The sequence below is a fragment of the Parabacteroides sp. AF21-43 genome (genome assembly GCF_003635435.1).
GTDB lineage: Bacteria > Bacteroidota > Bacteroidia > Bacteroidales > Tannerellaceae > Parabacteroides > Parabacteroides distasonis.
In genome coordinates, this window is the sequence record NZ_QTMG01000019.1 from 50,222 (window position 1) to 71,425 (window position 21,204).

The 21,204-nt window shown below is 46.1% G+C and carries 11 protein-coding genes and 2 pseudogenes; 1 reads left to right on the forward strand and 12 read right to left on the reverse strand.

The genetic code is table 11. From position 1 onward, the window contains the following. Positions 1-63: 63 nt before the first annotated feature. From DWX84_RS13695 to DWX84_RS13720, 6 genes and pseudogenes are all read right to left on the reverse strand, one after another. Positions 64-5,034 (reverse strand): C10 family peptidase, encoded by a 4,971-nt coding sequence (locus DWX84_RS13695; RefSeq protein ID WP_122297297.1) that lies wholly within the window; start codon positions 5,032-5,034, stop codon positions 64-66. A 181-nt stretch (positions 5,035-5,215) separates the two neighbouring features. After that, positions 5,216-5,980 (reverse strand): DNA-binding domain-containing protein, encoded by a 765-nt coding sequence (locus tag DWX84_RS13700; protein WP_121960703.1) that lies wholly within the window; start codon positions 5,978-5,980, stop codon positions 5,216-5,218. Between the two features lie 359 nt (positions 5,981-6,339). Next, entirely contained in the window at positions 6,340-7,287 is a 948-nt protein-coding gene (locus tag DWX84_RS13705) for a site-specific integrase (protein WP_005860121.1), read from the reverse strand. A 62-nt stretch (positions 7,288-7,349) separates the two neighbouring features. Beyond that, complete coding sequence (locus DWX84_RS13710; protein ID WP_005863511.1) at positions 7,350-9,092, reverse strand: ATP-binding protein; 1,743 nt, start codon at positions 9,090-9,092, stop codon at positions 7,350-7,352. A 128-nt stretch (positions 9,093-9,220) separates the two neighbouring features. Then, positions 9,221-11,422 (reverse strand): GH92 family glycosyl hydrolase, encoded by a 2,202-nt coding sequence (locus DWX84_RS13715; protein ID WP_005863513.1) that lies wholly within the window; start codon positions 11,420-11,422, stop codon positions 9,221-9,223. A 200-nt stretch (positions 11,423-11,622) separates the two neighbouring features. After that, positions 11,623-12,321: pseudogene (locus DWX84_RS13720) on the reverse strand (glycoside hydrolase family 97 catalytic domain-containing protein); the annotation flags it as partial. Positions 12,322-12,700: 379 nt separating this feature from the next. Here DWX84_RS13720 and DWX84_RS13735 point away from each other — a divergent pair. Next, positions 12,701-13,356: pseudogene (locus tag DWX84_RS13735) on the forward strand (serine hydrolase). A 181-nt stretch (positions 13,357-13,537) separates the two neighbouring features. Here the strand turns inward: DWX84_RS13735 and DWX84_RS13740 are convergent. The 6 genes from DWX84_RS13740 to DWX84_RS13760 all read right to left on the reverse strand — a co-directional run bounded on the left by DWX84_RS13740 (position 13,538) and on the right by DWX84_RS13760 (position 20,983). Beyond that, on the reverse strand, positions 13,538-14,785 hold the full coding sequence (locus DWX84_RS13740) for a GntP family permease (protein WP_005863520.1): 1,248 nt from the start codon (positions 14,783-14,785) through the stop codon (positions 13,538-13,540). Positions 14,786-14,797: 12 nt separating this feature from the next. Next, complete coding sequence (locus DWX84_RS13745) at positions 14,798-15,943, reverse strand: glycerate kinase (RefSeq protein WP_121960704.1); 1,146 nt, start codon at positions 15,941-15,943, stop codon at positions 14,798-14,800. A gap of 99 nt (positions 15,944-16,042) precedes the next feature. Further along, positions 16,043-17,392 (reverse strand): glycoside hydrolase family 2 protein, encoded by a 1,350-nt coding sequence (locus DWX84_RS13750; RefSeq protein WP_229103441.1) that lies wholly within the window; start codon positions 17,390-17,392, stop codon positions 16,043-16,045. Further along, positions 17,370-17,873, reverse strand: a complete 504-nt coding sequence (locus tag DWX84_RS21870) for a sugar-binding domain-containing protein (protein WP_005863526.1) — start codon at positions 17,871-17,873, stop codon at positions 17,370-17,372. The genes DWX84_RS13750 and DWX84_RS21870 overlap by 23 nt, the downstream gene beginning before the upstream one ends. A gap of 7 nt (positions 17,874-17,880) precedes the next feature. Then, positions 17,881-19,314, reverse strand: a complete 1,434-nt coding sequence (locus DWX84_RS13755; protein WP_005863528.1) for a DUF3863 domain-containing protein — start codon at positions 19,312-19,314, stop codon at positions 17,881-17,883. Further along, positions 19,301-20,983: a hypothetical protein gene (locus tag DWX84_RS13760; protein WP_172618165.1), complete on the reverse strand. Its 1,683-nt coding sequence runs from the start codon at positions 20,981-20,983 to the stop codon at positions 19,301-19,303. The genes DWX84_RS13755 and DWX84_RS13760 overlap by 14 nt, the downstream gene beginning before the upstream one ends. Positions 20,984-21,204 lie beyond the last annotated feature (221 nt).

Sequence of the window (21,204 nt, forward strand, 5' to 3'; positions counted from 1 at the left end):
TATTAAACAAGAAAGGCGAGCCACTCGCAAATGACTCGCCTTCCTATGATTCCTCAAGAATGGCTAGAAGCGGATCTTGTAGGATTGGTTGCCAATATAAATTATATAAGACCCTTGTGGAATACTCGTGATAGTCTCGCCTACAGGCAAAGATAAGTTCCTATACAAACGCCCTTCGAATGTAACGATACAAGCTGTGTCCATAACAGGAGTCTGGATATGCAATCGCCCATTCTCTCCCCATACTCGCAAGCCATTGGGATCTACCTCTGCGTTATCAGTAGGATTATCTTTCACGATGCCTGTTACGGTAACAACGATATTACTCGTTACTTTCTCAATCACATAACGGCCGCTTGATACCGGACCAAGTACTGAGCCATTCGCTTTCACTGTCAGTTGAGGCGCACTGTAGCCGTCCTTCAAAGTCAGCGTGAACGCAAAACTCTTGCCGGATTCTACATTCGTGGAAGACTCCGCAATCAAGGTAGCGCCCTCTACAACCGGCAATGTCACCATGTAGGTGGTCGGGGTTGGCTCCGGTTCTGGTTCCGGATCCGGAATCCTATTACCTGCCGCCGTAATCACCAAGGTAGCCGTGATCTTCTCCAATGCGAAAGCACCCGTGCCAGAATTGTATGTATAATCCGTAGACGCTAGCGTATTCTCTCCCATCTTCACAGTAATGGATGTCGGGAGCGTATAGCCGGAGGCTGCTTTCAGCGTAAGTTCCACTTTGGAATCCTTAGCCAAAGGCTCGAAAGAAGCCGGATCGGAAGTGAGGTTAACAAGATTCGGGATTACCTCAAAGAAGCCCTCTTGTACACCTTTCGCCTCAATAACGATCTCGCCATCCACATTCTCAATCTCGATTATTCCCGTCGTATTGTCATACGTATAGTACTCAGAACCTGCTGCCCTAAGCAAATTCTTTTGCTTCAACAAACGACCATTCATCATCACCTTTATGACATAAGGGAATTTGTATCCCGTAGCTGGTGCTAATTCACATTTGAATGGCTCTCCTTCTTTCACAGTCTCTCCGGAAGTCTTAATCTCTATGTTCTCGGTCTGTTCTTTCACTTGGAAGATCTCCGCACCAGAAGCTTTAATGGAAACCTCAGCGGTTACGTTCTTTATTTCTATCTCCCCGGTCTTCGGATCATAGGAATAACCGGAACCAGCAGCCAGCACTTTACCACCCATCATCACCTCGATCGTGGAAGGAAGCCCGTACTGTGGGGTCACTACAGACAACTTACCGGTCAGGGTCTCACCATGTTTAATCTTCTTGCCTTGCGAGATATCAGAAGTCAAGTCTTTTAACGTAAGGGCTACCGCATAGCTCTTCTGTACGCCTTGCGCCGTGATCGCTAACTCACCGGTTACTTTCTTCAAAGAGATTTTTCCCGTAGCGGCATCATAGGTATAATCAGTTACGTCTACCAATGTTTTACCACCCATCGTTACCGTGATCTCAGTTGGAAGTGTATAACCCTCATTTGCGGAAAGTACACAAGCGAAGGCTTCACCAAATTGAACTTTAGTGTCCGACTTGATATCGGAAGTTATATTTGCCAATGTAGCGGTAACTGAATAGCTCTTTTTCACACCTTGTGCGGTAATGGAGAGCTTCCCTGTAATCTTCGCCAAAGAGAAAGCTCCTGTGGAAGTGTTATAGGTATAATCCGTACCGGCAACCAAGGTCTTATCACCCATCTTCACCGTGATCGTGGTTGGAAGTATATGACCTTCAGCCGCCTTCAAGGTCAATTCAACTTTGCCATTAACTAATACCGGATCAAAAGAAGCAGGTTCGGAAGTAACTCCAGCCAAATTGAGTATCACCTCATAATGGCGATCATCAATACCGGAAGCTTTCACGGTCAAGTCACCGGAAACTGCCTTGATCACGACTTTACCCGTTTTAGCGTCGTAGGTGAACTCTTCCGCTGTCAATGCGTCATTGCCCTTCAAGATACTGATCGCATCCGGAAGCTTGTAGTTCGTAGCGGCTTTCAAGGTGAAAGTGAACGATTCGCCTTCCTTCACGGTCGTAGCCGAGGTAATGGCCGGCGTGGAGGTTAGGTTCTTCAATTCTGCCGTTATCTTATAAACGGATGGTTCAGACACTCCTTCAGCGGTAATGGCTACCTCACCTCTCACATTCAATATCTCTACTTTGCCTGTCTTGGCATCGTAGGTATATCCCTTTCCTGCCTCTAAAGTGGAACCGGACATCTTTATCGTAATCGTTGACGGAAGCATGTAACCGCTATTCGCTGATAAGGTAAAAGAGAATGCCTCTCCTTCTTTCACGGTCGTAGCGTCTACGATGGCAGGGGAAGAAGACAGATTCGACAAATTAGCCTTAACGGGATATGTGGCGGCTTGGATCGGATCGGCTTTAGCAGTGATGACGATATCGCCGGTCACGCTATTGATATATACATATCCATTCGCTGGATTATAACTATAGATTTCCGGATCTAGGGTATTCCCGTCCATCGTAATCGTAACTGAAGATGGAAGTTGATATCCCATACTCGGAAGTAATACAAGCACCAAGGACTTCTGGTCTATGACAGTTGTCACCTCGTCTTGGACAGTCAAATCTTGCAAATTCACTTGGACCTTATGGGTTGTTATCGGAGTTTCCGATATGATAAGACTTGCGTTCTTATTATCGGTGGGAACACTCTTTCCTCCCACAGTCCCAACAGAAACAGACACATTTGCGTATTCATCTTCTGTAATTGGCCGCCCCGAACTTAGCAAGAACCGATAACTAGCCCCCTCCGCAAGATTACCGACAGCTAATGGCTCTTTTGTATAATGATAATTCTTATCAATCGTCTCTAGTTTAAGTTCTGTCTTCTGTTCGCCATCTACATAATATAACTTAATTTGGTCTATTGACTCTGCAACTAAAGATGTAGATAGTTTAACCTCTTTTCCCACAAGACAAGGATCTGCCTTATCAAAAGTATAAGTGAAAGGTATTTCCGTATTCACGGTTCCAATGACAGGGTCTGGAGTAATCTTTCCTTCGATGCGATTCAAAAATACCATCGATTTATCTTTTACCCCACCCTTAGAATTAACCATATCGGATTCGATATATATTTGAATATCGTAAACCAACTCGCCAGCCTTGGCAGACAGCACCTTGAGATAATTTATATATGACCCATTAGTGATTTGCTCCAGGCTCACCGGCACGTCGAAAGAGCCATCTGTACCGATCTCGGCCTTTGTCCCTTGATTTGCTTTATAAATATCGCGATCACCATAATAAACATTCAATTGTCCTTTCCATGCGGCATAATCTTTCAAGGTATAACGCAAAATGACATTTTCCGCCACATTGGCGAGACCGTAAGAAATCCTATCTGTATTGTAATCGTTATATTCAGAGTTATCCAAACCCGTTATTGCCAAATACTTGTCATCAAAACCATTCCAACGAATGCTCACATTTATAGGTCTTACATTCGGATCGTCCGGATCATCATTTGAATTTCGCACTCCATTCATATCAATATATAAAGGAGCCTCAGCCGTACCTGTCATGACTACCCAATTCTCTCCATCCCTTGAATAAACCGGAAGAATTTTCTCTCCCTCTGCTAGAGCCTCGGTCAGCTGGCATTTGAAATCCCAATATGTAGACTTTTGCATCCAAATTGAAACCTCTGGTGATGGCGTACTGATACGCTTCTTGATTTTTCCATCCGCTCCGATCACGGCCATATCCACTGAACCGTAGAACTCTGCATTCCCTATATTTTTCGCACCTACGTTAATCGTAAAATCTGTATTTACCGCTAGTTGACCTGATAGTTCAAGAGACAAATACTTCAACATATATATTTTCGTATCACCAGCCTTTGGAGGACGTATACCTATTCCCATCCCATATAAAACGTAAGGATCATCCCCGCCGTCGGAATCCAATGCGGAAAGTAAAAAATATCCATTGCTGATACCTCCCCACCCCCAGTTAATATGAAAAGCCTCATCTTCCTTATAGCCATCACAAATGAAAGCATGGCCACCTTCGCTATTATTCCCACTGTAAATAACAGGTCGATTACTTTCCAATTCATCTCTTACCAACTTTTTCCATTCTGTCCAACGATAATCCGATTTATTAACGTATCGCAAGCCATCACTATAACCGTATACAGAGTTAAGCCTCTCTATCGCATTCTTTGTATTAGCTCCACTTACATCAACAGAATACCCCATATCAACATTGGCCCCAATCTGCCACATCAAGGACGCTACAGTATTTGCCTCTTCCTCCGTAAATTCTCCATCTTTATAAATAAGAGGCATCTTGTCCCACTCATACGGCCCGTAGGAAACAGGAAGTCCACTCCAATATTCATTTACTCTATTACTGCTAGTAACAGTCTCTACCGGATACTCATGATATCTCATGACAATGGCAAGTGCCGTAGCTACACATCCGGTTACAGCATGGTATCCATCAATGATGGGTGTCTGCCGATTGTACGGATCTCCTTGATCCCACCTTGCGGTCGTAAGCAGTACCTCGGTAGAAGCCGCCCTCAAATTACCAGCTAGGTATCGCCCCCACTCGGATTGGATATTCACCGAGGCTTCCAAGTCTTTACGTTCGGCATAAGTGATCTGGCTTTGATAGAAAGCTAACATCGCACGCAAGTTGTCCGGCAAATTATTCGGATCAAAATTACCCTCGTCCGATTGTCCCAGAACCGGATAAGCACGATCATCACCGGAGACGATCACGAATCCCTTGTTTCCCGGTACATTAAACACGAAATAGTCCACAGCACCATCAACCGTCCCGCTTCGTAACGCAGAACTTGATTTTCCCGGTGCCGCCGCATAAACCAACGATAAGTCTCCAGCCGAGCGCAAGCCCGAACCCGCATTAGCCACGTTCTCCGCCACCTTGCGGGCCGTGGACACATCTATCCTTTCCGCCCAGACCATCGTGGCCGACAGGCAAAGGATCAGCATTAGTAAAAGTTGTTTTCTCATGAATTATAAATTTATAATGAATAAATGATTTAACATTCGTTAGTAAGGGGGATGGGAACAACGGTGTTCCCATGGGTGGGAAAGCCCCGGTTGATAGGCATGGGAAAGCCTCGGTTCCCATGGCTGGGAGCAACAGTGTTCCCTACCCTAGGTATAGAGGCTCTCCCATCCCGCTATGCGCCTAGATCTCGTCCGGGCTTTCACTGTCGCCTCCTCCTCCTACGCCAACGGTCAGGAGTATGGGAAATTTGTAGGTGCGTGGGTCTTTTACGAGAGAATAGCCCGCACCTGCCTGCGTAGTGACACTCAGCCAGTACTGCCCCTCGGCGAGTGGAGGGATCTGGATGATGATCTCGCTCTTGGTGTTACGTACGATAAGGGAGACCTTCACGGGCGTGGCGCCCTCCTCGTCCTTGGTGAAGTAGACGCCTACAGATGGATCATCCCCCTTGATAAGCAGCGTGCTGCCGAAGATGATGGCCGGGGCGTTCGGAGTGATATGGAGGTTCTTCTCCTTCGTGGTAGAATCCGTGAGGCTCTCGATCATCGGGCCCACAGTGGCTACGTCGGCGTTCACGTAGATGTTTTCTAGCGCCTTCAGGAGGGTGGCGCTGGGGGTGAACATTACGGTGATCTTATTCTCCGTAGAGCGGAAGTCTGATTTCTTTCCGTCGAACGAGCCGTTGATAGTGAGCAGCCATTGCCCGAACTTGTTCACCACGCAACGGCCTTGGGCGAGGGCCTCGATCATCTCGTCGTAGGAGAGGTCGAGGATGTTGGTGATCGTCTCCGGACGATACTCGGTACGTTTCTTCACGATGCGGTTCGAGATGTCTGAGGTCCGCGTGGTTCCGGTGATGCGGATCTTTCCGGTGTAATCACCGGCTTTCTCGGTTAACACGTTGTCGTACAGATCTACGGTCAAGATGGTCTTTTCTTCTGCCATGATGTTTTTTGTCTTTAATGCCCCGTGGTAGTGAGGCGTTACCTTTTAATAATGTTTATCACCCTTATTCGCGAAATAAGGGGAGGAGATATCGCACGTCCAACATAAACTAAAAAAAACACGTATAACCACTATTTTTAACCGCATATCCACGATATATGCGCAATAAGCATAAATTTGGATTAATTAGAGGATACGATATCTGTATCCCCTTCAATTCCTATTTCTTAATAAATAGATAAAAGTGATTGTTTATCAATAATATTTTTTACATTTGCCAAGCCTTCCGTTGAAAATAGCCTATTATAGGTAATTTTTATGCTGAATAGGCTATTCCCCTTATTTCGCGAATAAGGGTATCATCCAGCCGCCAAAAGCAAATCCACCTCTTCCGTCACCCTAGCGTTCGCACGATTCAATTCTGACTGTTCCAAAGAGGCCAGATAAAAACGTGTTGTTTTTTCCGAGGTATGCCCCAACGCTTGGCTAATGATCGATAAAGGGACTTGTTTCCGCAAGGCGTTCGTTGCCCATGTATGGCGGAAAACATACGAGGTCAGATGAATGGGACGAGATAGCGCACGACCGATCTTCTTCAACGAGTTATTATACGAACGCAGTATCGCCTTGTATTCCTCATGCCCTACCTCTCTACCCGGAGATAAAATAGGGAAAAGGTACGGGGAAGAAGCGTCCGCATACTTATTAATCAACCGCCGCATCCCCGCTGTTATCCCGACACGGATTAAGGTCCCCGTCTTCTTACGCCGATATACGATCTCCTCGCCATACAGGTTCGCCGTAGTCAAGCGAGCCATATCCGCGAAAGGCATGCCGCAAGATAAATAGGCGAACGTACAATAGTCGATCACGCACGCCAAATCCGGCTCCTCAGACTTCAAGGTCACGATCTCCCGGAGCGACTCGTTTCCCAACGCCCTAGATCCGGCTCTTTCCCGCTTCAAGTTCAAGTACGCGAAAGGCGATACGACGCAAGCCGGCAACAGACCATCCCGACAAGCTTGGTTATAAATCGAGCGAAAGTTGCTGAGGTATGTATTCACGGTATTCACTCGCAAGCCGGCGGATTGCAGATAAGCGACAAAACGGCTTATTAAGCCCGGGGTTATCTCCGGGAAAAGAAGGTTTCTCCTACCCAGAAAGGCGCAGATCCAATTACGGGTCGTCCTATATAAATCGGCAGTGTTATGTTTCCCCGCTAAACGTTTCTCCCGGATGCGTTCGGTGGCATAGGTATAAAATGTGATGCCCGCCTTGCCCAAGCGGTTATTCTTTCTCTTGCTCATATCTCCTTTTTTGATGATTAAACGTATTATTATCTACCATCAAAAATAGCATAAAAACAAAATCAAGCCAAGTCCATCTCGCAAACAGCAAGCTTCCAACCCTTAAAGACCAAGGTGACAAGACGAAGCTCCGTATCCCCCTTAGTAGCGTGAACCTTCGGGTCTGCGGCGTAACGGCGTAACTGGATGGCGGCCTCGGCTCTCAACGCCTCGATTTCCGTTTCGGAAGCGTCCCGACGGGCGTATTTCACCTCCACGATATAGCTAAAGCCTATCTCGGGCTGGTGGATCAAGTCGGGCATCATGTAGAAATCGGCGTACCCCTTGTTGGCCTCATACTCCGGATAAATTATATAGGTACGGGTCAAGCCTAGATAAGCCAGTAGGAAACCTTTCACGTGCGCCTCCCCCTCTATGAACTCGCGGATAGCGCTCTGCCGCTCCAGCTCGGAGGAAAAATACTCGAACACAGGCTTCCAGTCTCCGTCGTAAGCCATGTCCTTTACCAGATCATGAAGCTTGTATAACTCTATTGAGAAGACATCAGCTTCCCGGTAAGCCTCGATCAGATAGGTATATAATTGCTCACGTACCGTCAGGTTGGGAACGCCCAGAAGGGTATCTCCACGCTTGGTACCCTTGATGGAGAGCAACCCGAAATAGTAAAGCAGGCTCTTGAAGTTGTCCGGCTTGGCGATATCCTCGGCAGGAAAAGCATCCTTGATTACTGCGGTGGTCTCGCCGTTGTTCACGATCTCCTGGATGATCGAAGCGTTCGTGCCGAACCGCTTGTCGAGACGGATCAAATGGCGGAGCTTGTTGTAGTCCGTGCGGATGTTGTTGTCGATCATCTTATCCGGGGCCGATCTCAAGGGCAGGTAATTGCTGATGAAATACAGTACCATATCCGAGTTGTACATAGGCTCGTCCAGACTCTTCGTAGAGAAACGGTAGTTATCGTACCACGGCTTCATCAAGTTGATCAGATCGTCCACACTATCCTCAAAACCTGTCTCGCTCTTGTAATAGGCCAGCATCTCCCGTACCTCTCCCTCGCTAAAACCTATGATTCCATTAAAGCGGTAATCTGTCGTCATGTTGGCTCCGATATTGAAACCGCTGGTCACGTCGTCCATCGTCACTGGAGATACCCCAGTGATAAACATGCGCTTGATAGGGCCATCGCCCGTAGCCCCTTCTTTCAGTTTGTTGAAGAAATAACGGAAGAAGCCCGTACCGTGTGTCAATGCCTTGTAATGCTTCTCACCCATATTGGCGAGGATAGCGTTGGTGAAGTTATCATACTCGTCAATGAAGAGATAGATAGAGAGATTCAAGCGTTTAGCCTCACTGATCGTGTAGGTCAACTTCTCGTCAGCATTTGGCAGACTCTCCATTTTCTCCCGGAAGCCCGGATTGAAGAAACGTTCGTAGTAGTAGGCAAACTCCCGGAAACGAGCGGCACAGTGATCATTAAAAGAGCGGATCAACTCGTCAGGATCTGGGTTCACGCCTGCGAAATTGAAATCCAGTACAAGATATTGTCCCTGCTCCGGGGTCGGATGGGAGCCGATATATAAGTCGCCGAAGAGTTCCTCAAAAGAATCCTTACGGTTCACGTCATAATACCATCTGAGGACATTCAAGAATAGCGACTTCCCGAAACGGCGCGGGCGGATAAGGAAAAAGAAACTTGCGTTCCGCTCCACCTCCGCAATATAGCGAGTCTTATCAACATAATAATAATTGGCGGTACGGATTCGCTCGAAATCCGTCAGGCCATATGGAATTTGCTTCGTTGCCATAATATATCTCCTCCTGTTTATTTGTCACTTACGAATAAATCACTTGTTCGTAACTTACTTACGCAAAGATAACATCTACAAAATGATTTCACGAATCTTTGACCGTAGAATCATGCCGTCAAACCAAATCAATCGACAAACTCACCAGAAGGAGGATTCGCACCTTCTCCCACTCCCCACTTCTTATTAGGGCGGTCTCCCATAAACAATTCTAATGTTCCTCCCTTCATGACATCCTCATGAGTAAACCACGTCTTATTATACTCGGCGCCATTCAACTTAGCGGATTGAATGTATTTATTTTCCCACGAAACCCCATGAGCGATCATGGTAAACACTTTCCCGTTCGCCAACTGAATCTCCGATTTATCAAATAAAGGACTACCTATCGTATAAACAGGCACTCCCGGAGAAACCGGATAGAAACCTAAAGCGGAGAATACATAGAAAGCCGACATTCCACCACCATCCTCATCACCACAAACACCCATCAGATCATTCCTGAACCAACTTTCCATAAGCATACGAATCCGTTTTTGCGTCTTCCACGGTTGACCGGCGTAGTTATACAGATAAGGAATATGGAAACTAGGCTCATTTCCCATCACGAATTGCCCGACATTGCCCGTAGCGTCCGGATGAAGAGCGTAATATTGCCATTTTGACATTTTCATATCCTCAACAAATAACTGATCCAATCTCTCAATAAAAGGAGTGTTGCCTCCAAAAAGATCTATTAAATCCTGAATATGATGGCGTACATCCCAATTATAGGTCCAAGCATTATTCTCATCAAAATAAGCCCTAGCCCCGATACCTCCGGAAAAAATATAGTCGAACGGTTCTATAAACTTCCCATCTTTATCCTTCGGATGGAAGAAATGAGTCTCTTTGTTAAAGACATTCCGGTAATTATAAGAACGATCCTGAAAGAATCGATAATCCTCATCTTTTCCCAAATGTTTAGCTAATTGGGCGATACACCAATCGTCATAGGATGCGGCTGTAGTTACGGCTGCCGCTTGTCGCTGTTCAAATGGTCCTACCTCCGTAAACTCTTCTTTTTCTCCCGGATGCAAAGCGGGGAACCAGCCATTCTCATGATAAAAATCATCCAAGGCCGTTTTAGGTCCCCGGTACCAAGGGATCATGGACTCAGTCATCACCGTATGCTTCATACCCTCGAAAGCCTTTTCCACGTCAAACCGCAAGCCTTTATTCAAGGCATCCGCAAAGACACCTGCCGCATGGTTACCGTTCATGCAATGCGCATCCCCAAATACACAAGGGAAAGTAGGTATCCACCCGGATTGCTCATACATCCGGATATAAGACGCCAGTTTTTGTTCTTGAGCCTCCGGATTCAATAACACTTGCAACGGGTGAAGGGCCAGATAGGTATCCCATACCCAATCATCCACCCAAAAATCCACCCCATTATCTTCATGTATCTTTCCGTCATACGCACTAAAATATTTACCATCTTCAGAAATATTGATCATTCTTTCGTGCGCCCGATACAAGGCGGTATAAAATGTGGTCTTTTGATCCTCCGTGCCTCCTTCAATCTTTATTTTGCCTAACACGTCGTTCCATTTATCACGAGCTTGCGAGGCCAATTTCTCCAGATTGAAATCATTGATTTCATTATATAAATTCCGCTTGGCCTGCTCTACTCCAATATAAGAAATTCCATAACGAACATTTACCACATCCTTCGATTCCGGAAATTCAGCAAATACCAAAGAATGAGAGAGGCTATCAACTTGAATGGGCTGGGCATCAAACTCCAAATAAAAATAATGTTTTATCCCGGCGAAATTATCATATCCACACAAAGCTCCATCCTTTATATCGATCTCTCCTTTTCCATTGGCTTTCAACAAAATCAACCGTCGATCCGAATCCTCAAACCGAAAACGATAGATCGCCGATTTAGCAGCAGGCGCAAAATCCACCCCTACGGAGAAATCATCCAAATACACCGAATAATTATAAGGCGTAGATTTCTCATGATCATATCGATATTTTAAATTCCCACCGAACTCCTTAACGTCCCCCCTATAAGGCAACAGCAACAATGAATGGCCTTGCCTATGGGAAGGACTATTTAGGGGCAGTCCCTCCATACGATCCGTCGTAAACTCATTATGAGTCGGAATCATTCGCAACATGCTGTTAGGCAGGTGGGTAGTGGGATAGGTAGGCACAAGTAAATGACTGATATTCCCAATCCGGTTATTCACATAATCTACTGGTGTTTTTTCTATTTTACTTATGCAACTACATAATAATAGAAACAAGGTTGTCTGAAATAATAGTTTCTTCATGAGATTGTAATTAATAATAACGATTCTCTAGCATCTGTCTCCCTACAAAGATGAAAATTAAAATTGATGAAGCAAAACTATCGTAAACTATTCAAAGCAAAACTCTCTAGAGAATTACATGCCGTGTTCCCGTATTATAACTAGAAAAGAGGCTACCTTCCTTTTGAAGTGAACCTCTTTTCTATCTAGAATAAAGTTTATCAAAAGGATACGGGTTGAATATGCATAGCGGCACCACCATCTGAAGCGAGCGGTACTGTTATTTTATCCTTTGCGGTAACAGTTAAAGTATCTTTGATAAGATGATTAGGATTGGTATCCGTGTCTCGCGCATCTTTATAAAGAGTTACTTTATAATCTCCTTTACCGAGGAAATCCAAGGCTATTTCCACATTACGGGCTTGACTATTGTTGATCGCCCCAACGTACCAATCGTCTCCATGCCTACGTGCGATCGCTACATACTCATTGACAGAGGCATCCGGTACGACCGTTTTGTCCCAAGTAGTCGGTACGGTTTGTAAGAACTCGAATCCCGGCTGGCCTTCGTAAGCTTCCGGAGTATCGCAGATCATTCCCAAATAACTCTCCAATACGACATACATCGCTAGCATATGGCAGCGAGTGCTAGTGACATAAGGGTTGCTTTGTTGTATCTTAAACTTGTCTTTCGGAAGAGCCCGAAACCCACCTAAATGATAATCGGCAGTTCCAGCCAATAAACGGGTAAAAGGCATAGATATATCATGATCCGCGGTCGTGACCATACATCCTTTGAAATTCTCATAATTGAGCGTCCCTTCCCGGGTAAATTCATTCGGATAAGTCCGATGTAATCCAGATGGCTTACTGGAACCATGGAACTGCACGAACAAATGATGTTTAGCCGCCTTTGCCATAAGGCGAAGTATCCTTTAATTGTTTGTTCTTTGGCTGCCCCAAATTCCGAAGGTTAATTATCAAAAATATATGGACAGGCAATATGGTGATGAGATCATTTTGAGATTTCCTGTTAATCTAGAAGTAAAAAAAACAATAAGTACTTCAACGACCTTACACTATAATATATTAATAATCAAAAGAATAAAACATCAATCATATTTTCGGGAAAACATGTACGTGTTTTTTCAAAAACATGTACGAGAATTCAGGAAAACACGTACGTGTTTTGAGAAACAAATAATGAGATCGTAAACGCCTTTGGAAAAATATACAATAACCCAATGGCAAGCCGAACATGGAAAAATTTCCTACCTTCGCGTAAAAACGGTATATTCCATGAACAAATACGTTAGCACGATTCTCTCAATCTTACTTGTATTCGCACTACCTGTCATAGCCAAAGACAAGAAAGGAGAATTAAAGAAATTATTGAGAGAAGCTATAGCCAACAAAAAAGCCCAAGTAGGAATCGCAGTTATTATCAATGGCGAGGATACGATTACACTGAATAATAAGGTACGTTATCCGTGATACATTATCTGGAACAAAACAAATTACCACTCACAACTTCTTTATATATTTCCCAAACAGAAGAAGATATGCACCGTGACCTGCGATTATGCTATCAGAATTGGACTTCTCCGCTGGATGCTGCCAAGCTGCTAGACCTATTTGTATCCCGCCCTCTCTTTACCGAACCTCATCAAACGTTCATCAAACAGACTATGATCGAATGTGAGACCGGAAAAGATCGGCTGGCTCAACCGCTAGAGGCAACCGATGCCATTATCGGGCATAAAACAGGAACGGGCGACCTGAATGCCCGATGGCAACTGATCGGTACGAACGACATAGGTTTCGTTTTCCTACCGGATGAAGAAAGATATACGATTGCGGTATTCGCTAAAGACTCGGAAGAGAGCCCGGAAGCAACTGCGGCAATCATTGCGGATATATCCCGGATCGTATATCAGTATATCCAAAGAGACTAGCGTGCAAGGGATTGCCATTTCATATACGTGCCGATCCGCTGTAACCACTCCTTCGAGACATAGCGCAAGCCGGACAACCCATGCTGGCTAAATGCGATCTGTATGACCGTAAATCCAAGGTAGACCAATACACTCGGGAATAACTCCAAAACGAAAACACTAAGCCTTATCACGAAAAGAATTAATTCACGGTAAGATAAGCAATTATAGTCCCAACGGCCAAAATAGCGCCGATCGCGGTCTCATAAGGAATCAGCCTCAACCGCTCACGAATGCTTATATCCGCTACCCCACCAGTAGCGTGGAAGAACGATCCATGCGGCAAATGATCAAGCACGGTAGCACCGGAATTAATCATAGCGGCTCCCCAGACACCACTGATACCGGCGGCGATAATAATATCCGCGAATGACGAAGAGGCAACTGTCGCTCCGGCTGTAGTAGAGGCTGTAGCGGCAGACATCAATACGCCGGAAACCGGAGCCAATAAAAGCTCTCCCATATTCGTATGCGATAACGCATCTAATAAAACATCCTTGATAGAGGAAGCCTTGATCACTCCCGCTATAGTGCCTGTCCCGACCAACAGGATCGAGACATTCGACATCTTCTTGAGTCCATACGAGAGGCTGTCCGTAATCAATGACCATTTCCTCATCGCCAGAATCCCAACGATTCCTCCAACGGGCAAGGCTATCATCGGATCGATCGCCACATGGAATAAAGGGCGAAACGACAGCAGTAGGATCGTCACTACCGGAGCGACCATGCTAGAGGCGAAGGAGGGGAGATCCGCTTGCAGGTTATCTATCTCCTCGTTCGCATAAAATCCATTTTGCCGGGGTAAGAAACGGCCTATGACATATACCGTAAACAACAAGCCAACCAACGCCGGGATCAAGTTCGCATACATGACAGAGTACAAATCCGCATGAAAATTCTCAGCGGCGATAATCGTATTCGGATTTGGAGAAATGATATTGCCACATTTGCCTCCACCGATCATCATCAACAAAAGGCTACCCCGGGGAACCGCCAGTTTCCGGCCGATGCTCAACGCAATCGGAGCCACCGTAATAACAGCAACATCAATAAACACTCCAATAGCCGTCAGCAACATCGTAGCGAAAGCGAGCGCAAAAAACACATGCCGTTCTCCCAATCTATAAATGATCGTATTGGAGATAGAAGCCGCCGCACCTGTTTTCACCAATATCCCCGACAATACTCCCGCCGTCAAGATCCGAATGACGGCCGGAGTTACGTCATTTACTCCACTGATCATTAAAGAGATCGTTTCCGGCAACGACACACCCCCTAATAATCCTCCTACTAATGCCCCTAAAATAAGGCTATAGACTGGCGATACCTTTCTTATAATCAAGAAAATCGACACTAATAATCCGATAAAAGCTCCCCATGCACTCATTATACCCATGTGTTAGTGATTCATATAGTAATGGATTACACGCAATTGTTGTTCCAAGGCACGCCCAATATTCCGGCAGGTGAAATCCTTATCCATCGCCTGCTCCAAGGAAACCGGATAAGGAAGAAGTGGCAAGACCGCCAGAAACCCGCATGTATTAAGCGCTTCCACCTCCTCCACGGAACCACCCATTACGATAACCGGGATATCCTGTCCCATACCTGCCTGCAACACTCCGAATGGGGTCTTTCCCATGCAAGTCTGTTTATCCAGTTTACCTTCTCCCGTAATAATAAGATCCGCCCCCCGTATACGTTCATCAAAACGTAAGGCATCCAGAACCATCCGGATGCCGGGTTTGAGTTCGGCCTTTAGAAAAGCGACAAATCCTCCACCTAAGCCACCTGCGGCTCCCGCACCCGGAATGTCGTCTATCTTTATTCGTCCCGTTCTTTTTATGACTTCCGCAAAATTTCGCAAGCCCTCATCCAGCAAACGGACCATAGCGTCGTCCGCTCCCTTTTGGCGGGCAAAGACATACGCCGCCCCTTTCTCGCCATAAAAAGGGTTATTCACATCGCAGGCTATGGTAAATGAAGTTTCCCGCAATTGCGATAATGCCCTTGAGCAATCTATCTCATAAATCTGATTAAGGATCTGCCCACCCAATCCCAGCTCATTCCCGTTTCTATCAAGAAAACGAAAACCCAAGGCCTGCAACATACCGGTTCCTCCGTCATTCGTTGCGCTTCCTCCTATTCCTATCAAGAAATCCCGGCAACCACGATCCATAGCGTCTTTTATCAACTCACCGGTTCCATACGTCGCTGTTCTCAAGGGATTACGCTCCGACACAGGCACTAACGTAAGACCACTCGCCGTCGCCATCTCGATAACCGCCGTACGATTATCTCCCAGTATCCCATAAGTGGCCTCGACCGGCCTCATCAACGGATCATGTACGACACAAGATACGGCTTCTCCACCCATCGCCGTAATTAAAGTCTCCACGGTACCTTCTCCCCCATCCCCAACCGGGATTTTCACGACCTCGCAATCCGGAAAGACCTTATGGATCGCCAACTCGGCACATTCAGCCACTTCAATAGAAGATACTGAGCCTTTAAATGAATCGGAAGCAACAACGATTTTTTTCATTTACCAACCTTTTTATAAGATGAAAAATAAGATGCCCAAATATATAAAATAGGAGTGTCCTTTTCCGAGGACACTCCCATAAACTGAACTAGGTATTCTTTATTTTGCCCGTGTACATTTGATTACCTCTTGATTGATGTATTTAACCTTCTCCAGATCCATCTTTTCCACCTTTCGGTCATAAGTGACCAAGCCGTTTATCTCATGTTCCACATCTGTAGTCTGCGTATAGATGGCCGTGCTTAGTCCGAAATAGTTTATCATCTGCTCTAGCTCGGTAAGCATTAATACATAGGTATCGGTCAGGACCTCTCTATTCAACATCATCTCATAAGCGTCATTGCGTACAGGCCACATATGCCCACGCACAAATAGACCTTTTCCTCCGAATTCGCCAAGGGACGCAGCACGTTTATCATCGGGACGGGGGATCGCCTTAGGCTCGATCTTGCCATAATGATGCATATCCACGAAATCTCCATTTCCGGGATCTCCATAAGTTTTCCGATAGCCCGGAGCGTAATTATATCCCGACATACCGTTTACCCAACGATTCGGATCGTACTTTTTCACCCAAGCTGTGATGTCTGTCACTTCAAAGGCTCCCCAATTCTCATTAAACGGGACCCACATCACGATAGAAGGCGAGCTGACGTGTTGGTCGATCATCACTTTCAATTCGTCACGGAACTGTTTACGAACCGCCACGGAATCCTCACCATCCGGCTCCCAAAGATTCGGCATATCTTGCCAAACCATCAAGCCAAGCCTATCACAATGATAATACCAACGTTGAGGCTCTACTTTGATATGCTTGCGTATTACATTAAAACCCGCACGTTTCGCCAGTTCTATATCATATAACAAAGCCTTGTCGGTAGGAGCGGTAAATGCGCCATCGGGCCAATAACCTTGATCTAAAAGACCGATATGGAAAACAAACTCCCCGTTCAATAAAGGCCGAAGCACACCATCTACCTTTCCCATACTAACAGAACGCATACCAAAATAAGAAGATACCTCATCTATTATCTCACCCTTTCGATCTTTCAACTGTAATTTCAAACCATACAAGAAAGGATCATCCGGACTCCATAGACGGGGTTCCCGGATAGGCAAGTAAAAACTCATATTGGAATTTCCTTCGGTTCTTGCCACCTCTGAAGTACCATTATCCGCGATAGCCGTTACCTTTAACTCCTTATCCTCCGTATAAGCAATTACTTCCAACCGATTATTTTTTAAATCGGGCACTAGCTTAATCTGAGAAATATATTGTTTCTCTACCGGTTCAAGCCAAACGGTTTGCCAGATACCGGAGGTAAAAATATAATCTCCACGTGAGCCGTTCTTGCCCGAAGCGGCCCGGCCGTCGTTAGGATCATAAGCACCTACCACAAGGACATTTTCACCGGATTTCAAATAATCAGTAATATAAACTAAAAGCATCGTACCCTCCCGTATGGGTACCCACCTTCTTACCGTTGACAAACACAGACGAGATCCGATCTACAGCCCCAAAATTCAACAATACATGCCTGCCCTTCCATGCTTGAGGAACAGAGAAGCTACGCTTATACCACAGACAAGTATCACCCCCACGAGCTATACCGGATAATTCCGATTCCGGAGGATACGGCACACGTATCTTTTCTACTTTCGCGGGAAAGGCTGGAGGAGTGGTCGCCGTAACAGGATCGAGCAGGTCTTTTCCTCCCATATAATCCCATATACCATTCAGATTCAACCATTCCGAACGCACCATCTGTGGACGCGGATATTCCGGTAAAGGAATCTCAGCCTTCAATGCCTCCTCTGTCCATGGGGTAGGCAATGTGAACTTCTCTAGGATTTGCGCCTTTACGGAGAAGAGATCTCCCCCAAAAAGAAAGGAGCAAAGAGCTAAACAAACAACGGTAATCTTTTTCATAAACCAACTATTTAAATAATTCCGGATAATATTTCCGAATCAAATCTTGATCTTCTTTCTCCAACTTATCGATCAAGACCGGCTTATCTTGCGGGCGGAGACCTTTTTGGTTGATTTTGTTGATCAAGCTCCAATCCTTAGCCGGTTTTGTCGGGGTCGGATCGGCAGGTTCATGAGCCGGCAAATCATAACGGGTAAAGTCGATGACATAAGCCGGGGAATTTTTCGTATGCCAATCACGTAATAAGGCCAAGCGGAATTCCTTATTCATAAACCATTTTATCTCCAAGTTATTATAAGAGTCTCCCAAACCAGAGCCTCGTTCTACGAAGCGATAGTTCCAGTCGTCGTTCGATTTATATTGTTTTCTCCAAAGTTCGCCAAATTCTCCGAACGTAACGAAATGAGTATCCGGCCAGCGTTCCTTGGTACCCGTTACCCACATCTTCATGGCATCGCAGATGAGATCCTTCCCGAACTCATGTACCATCTGCGCCTCCCAGATATTGGCTACCCAGCCAAAGCCATTCAACTCAAGACCTTTATCAAAGTGAATCGCTTCCGTGTGCATCACCTCACGATGCCCCAAATCAAGCCCCCAACCTTTGTACGTCTCGATCGGGCCGACACCTCTACGGCTGTTATATCCATCGATACCATGTCCGGTCTGTCCGCTACGGCGGGCACAGATAAAGTCCATCGTCCAGCCATCCAGATTCACGCAATCGATGAAATCGCTTTTTCCCTGCGCCGGCTTGCAGAAGTGTTCCGTCGAGGGATAGAAAGGATAAGAAGGAGAACCGTCAGCGCCACCACCGTCTATATTATGCTGGCTCCAGATCACGGCGTGCGCCACATGGATGTTCTCTTTCTCCGCCAGATATCTTAGATTATCGGCCGATAAGAAACCTCCCATAATCGATTGGGGACGATAACCATTTCCTACCATTTTAGAAATGATCTCTATCGCCTCCGACATCTCACGGTTTACCCGCTCACGGGGTAGATACATCGCAGGAAAATAACCGGGGAAATAAGTAACCTCATCCCCATATTTCTTTTGGCACTCCACTACATAATCACGGATCTCCCGGTAATTCTTCCGTCCGTCCTCCAAGGCATTCATCGTGAATCCCCATGTAAGACGACCGTTCGGGTTATTCGTGGCGAAAGCCTCCCGCAAGGCCCGCACTCCCTCAAGCGTATGCCAATCCACCTCATCGCGGGGATGTAACTTGACATCCCGGGAGACTTCCCAAGGCGTCGTACGTATCATGATACATAAGGTGACAAAACGATTTCCTTCTATCGTCAGCGGTTCCGTATTCGCCGGGACGACCACAGGATCCGCCGCCCTTAATTGAAAACCACTGAGCACAGCGACCATCCATACGATCACCCATTTTCTCCAAACTGATATATTCATATTACTTTCTCGCATTTGTACAATCTATTACTATTTCCTGATCCGACGGAAACATCCTAAAGACATAATCCGAACCAGATTCAGGTTTCCTTATATGGCCTTTTTCGCAAGTGATCACGTAGTTGAAACCATCGAAGCTAGCGTTGACCGCCTTATCCTCTATAACGGTGAAAGGTAGCTCCTTCCCTGCCGCAGCCTTTAGCTCTAAAGCCCATGAGAAGTCCGCCTCCTTTGATAGAGCGACTACCTCGAAGCGGGTCTCATAGAACGTGATCTTGAAAGCATGGCCTTTTGAGTCTTCGGCGGAAACTACCAAGGTATCCTTGCCTATCTCCGTCACTACCGGATGGTCCAAGGTAAGTTCCTCCTTATCTCCATCCTTGTCTAATCGGACGATCCGAAGCCCGGCACGATCGAGTCCCTCGCTCCACATGAATCCGTCCACGACGGGCAAGGTATAGAACAAGAACTGGTTCCCGTCTCCAGGCTTTTCCAGATAAGCGGACTTATAGCTCTCGTCGAAAAGATGGATATCCCTAAAGCGGAACGTTCCCTTCTCCCACAATAAGTTCGCCCGATAATAACGGCTGTTAAACCAGACCGTCTTATTGCCTTCTCCACGGACATCCGTCAACGTAGTGACAGCCGTCGCCGGCGTAACCTTGAAGCATTCCTTGAACCACGCACCGGATTCGCCCAGCGTCTCCACCCGGATCTTATTTTCCTTCCTCAAGGAGTCCAAGATAGGGATCTGCATCTCCAGTCCCTTGCTCATATTACTCCACGTGAAAGAGTTCTCCTGTCCCGCTTGCGCATAATTGAAGGCCAGACAAGGCTGATCCACGATCGATTCCAAGAAATAATCCACCCAGCGGCGATCCATGCCCGCCTTCTCATACACGGGTTCCAAGGAGATCACCCCTTGACGCTCTTGTCCCAGACCATCATCATACTGATAAATAGGATCACTGCCCAGCATACGGAAAATAGGAACGGGGATTTGCCCCTCCTCGGTCTGCGCCGGCATATAGGCGTTTACCCGGCTCGGGTAATAGGCTTGGTTCCAGTAACCACCCCATAGGGTATAACCATCCGTCCCCACTTGGTCCTTGCAGTTGCACGACGCCACGATCTTATATTTATCGTACATATACCCCAAGGTATGTGCGTCGATAAACCAAGAGCCGATCGATTTCGGGTACGTGCCGAATATCTCCTTGAACTTCGCCATATAGACATCCACCAGTCGCTCCCGTTCTTCTTTCGTATATCCGGTGCTGAAAGCGATATTCGCGTGCGAGACCCAAGAATGCTCGCCACGCCACTTGATCCCGACGGCCTCGATCTGCGGTTGCGTAAGTTCCCACCAAGCGCCGATCTCGGAATGATCATTGAGTTTACTTTTCAACAGATCTTGGTACAATGGATTGATCAACGCATCGTACTGTAATAAAAAGGTCGCCGGTAAATCATATTTATTCACCAATTTCACTTGCTCACAAACCGTCTCGTACAATAAGCTATCGGCGTTCTCCACCCGGTAGTCTGTCTGGCGGATGAAATTGATGATGTTGATAATACGGGGAGCAGCCGCACTCTCAACCGGTTTCTCTCCCGCGCTACGGCATCCCGCACAGCAGAAGACGATAAAGCATACAAGACCTATCTTCTTTATGAATGACATTCGATTCAATTTTAAATTCATTTACTCTCATAAAATATTCTAGAAATGGCATTTCACCGGTGTAAAATCATTTTTAGAGATCTAAAAAGCATTTCGCAAGGGTGCAAAGCCATTTCTTAAACCTAAAAATGGCATTTCACAAGCGCAAAGTCGTTTTTAGAAATCTAAAAGGTACTTCGCGAGGGTGAAAAGCCATTTCTTAGATCTAAAAAGGCATTTTA

Bases quoted from the DNA above. Each gene is read 5' to 3' on its own strand.
- DWX84_RS13695 (WP_122297297.1), bottom strand. From the start codon at position 5,034: ATGAGAAAACAACTTTTACTAATGCTGATCCTTTGCCTGTCGGCCACG.
- DWX84_RS13700 (WP_121960703.1), bottom strand. From the start codon at position 5,980: ATGGCAGAAGAAAAGACCATCTTGACCGTAGATCTGTACGACAACGTG.
- DWX84_RS13705 (WP_005860121.1), bottom strand. From the start codon at position 7,287: ATGAGCAAGAGAAAGAATAACCGCTTGGGCAAGGCGGGCATCACATTT.
- DWX84_RS13710 (WP_005863511.1), bottom strand. From the start codon at position 9,092: ATGGCAACGAAGCAAATTCCATATGGCCTGACGGATTTCGAGCGAATC.
- DWX84_RS13715 (WP_005863513.1), bottom strand. From the start codon at position 11,422: ATGAAGAAACTATTATTTCAGACAACCTTGTTTCTATTATTATGTAGT.
- DWX84_RS13740 (WP_005863520.1), bottom strand. From the start codon at position 14,785: ATGAGTGCATGGGGAGCTTTTATCGGATTATTAGTGTCGATTTTCTTG.
- DWX84_RS13745 (WP_121960704.1), bottom strand. From the start codon at position 15,943: ATGAAAAAAATCGTTGTTGCTTCCGATTCATTTAAAGGCTCAGTATCT.
- DWX84_RS13750 (WP_229103441.1), bottom strand. From the start codon at position 17,392: ATGCTTTTAGTTTATATTACTGATTATTTGAAATCCGGTGAAAATGTC.
- DWX84_RS21870 (WP_005863526.1), bottom strand. From the start codon at position 17,873: ATGAAAAAGATTACCGTTGTTTGTTTAGCTCTTTGCTCCTTTCTTTTT.
- DWX84_RS13755 (WP_005863528.1), bottom strand. From the start codon at position 19,314: ATGCGAGAAAGTAATATGAATATATCAGTTTGGAGAAAATGGGTGATC.
- DWX84_RS13760 (WP_172618165.1), bottom strand. From the start codon at position 20,983: ATGTCATTCATAAAGAAGATAGGTCTTGTATGCTTTATCGTCTTCTGC.